Source organism: Pantoea endophytica, from assembly GCF_002858935.1.
In the GTDB taxonomy this organism is placed as follows: Bacteria; Pseudomonadota; Gammaproteobacteria; order Enterobacterales; family Enterobacteriaceae; genus Pantoea; species Pantoea leporis.
The window spans coordinates 1-632 of the sequence record NZ_PJRT01000004.1 but is presented as its reverse complement, the minus strand read 5'-3'; the positions used below and the strand labels follow the sequence as shown (position 1 = coordinate 632).

Sequence of the window (632 nt, the reverse complement as noted above, 5' to 3'; positions counted from 1 at the left end):
CCATTTTCATCCGCCTGCGCAGAGCCAATTTGAGTGGTGCCATCCATGATGAGCACCACCGCATGGGCTTCTACACTGCCATCTGGGCCGCTTAGTGTGGGAACTGGGCCTTCCAGCGTAACATTTTTGGCAGCATCAGCTTGGCTATCGACATTCAGCGCGAATGTATCGGTGCCGGTGGCGATGTTACCCGCCGGGTCGATGGCCTGCACGGTCAGCGTATGCGCGCCTTCGTCAAACTTATCGGCACCGGAATACTGCCAGCTCCACACGCCTGTGGTGATGTCGGCATAAACGCTGCCCACCGCCGTCGTGCCGTCGTAAATCGTGACCAGACTGCCTTTCTCAGCGCTGCCGCTGAGCAGCGGACGCGCATCGTTAGTCAGGCCGGTGCCGTCATTAATAATCGGGCCGACCGTGCCGCCGGTTACCGAATCGATGACGGTGGCCAGCACCGGCTTGGCAATCTGCGTATCCACGGTGATGACGAAGCTTTCAGACAGCACTGAGGTGTTGCCCGCCGGATCGACGGCCTGCACGGTCAGCGTATGCATGCCTTCGGTGAACTTATCGGTACCGGTGAACTGCCAGCTCCACGCACCGGTAGCGGCATCGGCGTAGACGCTGCCGAT

General features: G+C 60.1%; 1 protein-coding gene. It reads right to left on the bottom strand.

Features of this window, described 5'->3' with window-relative positions:
* Nucleotides 1–632 (bottom strand): Ig-like domain-containing protein (locus PZBJ_RS24105; RefSeq protein ID WP_158238595.1); only part of this gene is annotated, 632 nt, incomplete at both ends.